The sequence below is a fragment of the Ligilactobacillus acidipiscis DSM 15836 genome, from assembly GCF_001435755.1.
Taxonomy (GTDB): Bacteria; Bacillota; Bacilli; order Lactobacillales; family Lactobacillaceae; genus Ligilactobacillus; species Ligilactobacillus acidipiscis.
On record NZ_AZFI01000333.1, the window covers coordinates 1 to 700 of the forward strand.

Consider the following 700-nt stretch of genomic DNA (forward strand, 5'->3'; position numbering starts at 1 on the left):
GATAACGAAAACAGGTTCGTCGGCTTCGCTGACGCGCATGATGTTTCGGACCTGATCAAGAAAAACAGTAAAGATTTACGGTCTGTTTTGAAGACGGATGTGCCCAAGACTCATGCTGATACACCGATCAATGATCTGATCAATGATATTTCGAAGACTCCGATCCCGTATATCGTGGTCGATGATGATGATCATTTGCTGGGTATTATCTTGCGTGGGACAGTCTTGGCTGCTATTTCTGGGGAAGAGGTGAGCGTTTAATGAAGGGTATCGGAGCATTACCATTAGCCGATTGGATCAACGCTGGTGTTGATTGGCTAAGTAAATTTACAGGATTTTTCAACAGTATTACGGCTTTTTTCCAGACCATCATTGACGCGATCCAATGGGTCTTTGATTTGTTGCCGGAATGGTTATTTATCATTGTCATTTTGGCTTTAACGTATTGGGTCAAGAAAGACCAAAAGAAATTGGGTTTCATGATTTTCGAAGTTTTGGGTCTTTTATTGATCTGGAACTTAGGGTATTGGCGTGATATGACACAGACCCTGACTTTGGTCTTGTCGTCAAGTTTGATCGCGATCGTCATCGGGATCCCGCTGGGGATCTGGATGGCTAAGAGTAATAAGGCTGAAGTTGTGATCAAACCGATCTTGGACTTCATGCAGACTCTGCCAGCCTTTGTTTACCTGATCCCAGC

Annotated in this window: 1 protein-coding gene and 1 pseudogene; both read left to right on the forward strand. The window is 43.9% G+C overall.

Translation table 11 applies throughout. From position 1 onward, the window contains the following. On the forward strand, positions 1 to 261 hold a 261-nt coding region (locus FC65_RS10980), incomplete at its 5' end, for a CBS domain-containing protein (protein ID WP_156408643.1). Next, positions 261 to 700: pseudogene (locus tag FC65_RS10985) on the forward strand (glycine/betaine ABC transporter); the annotation flags it as partial. The gene FC65_RS10980 and the pseudogene FC65_RS10985, both read left to right, overlap by 1 nt.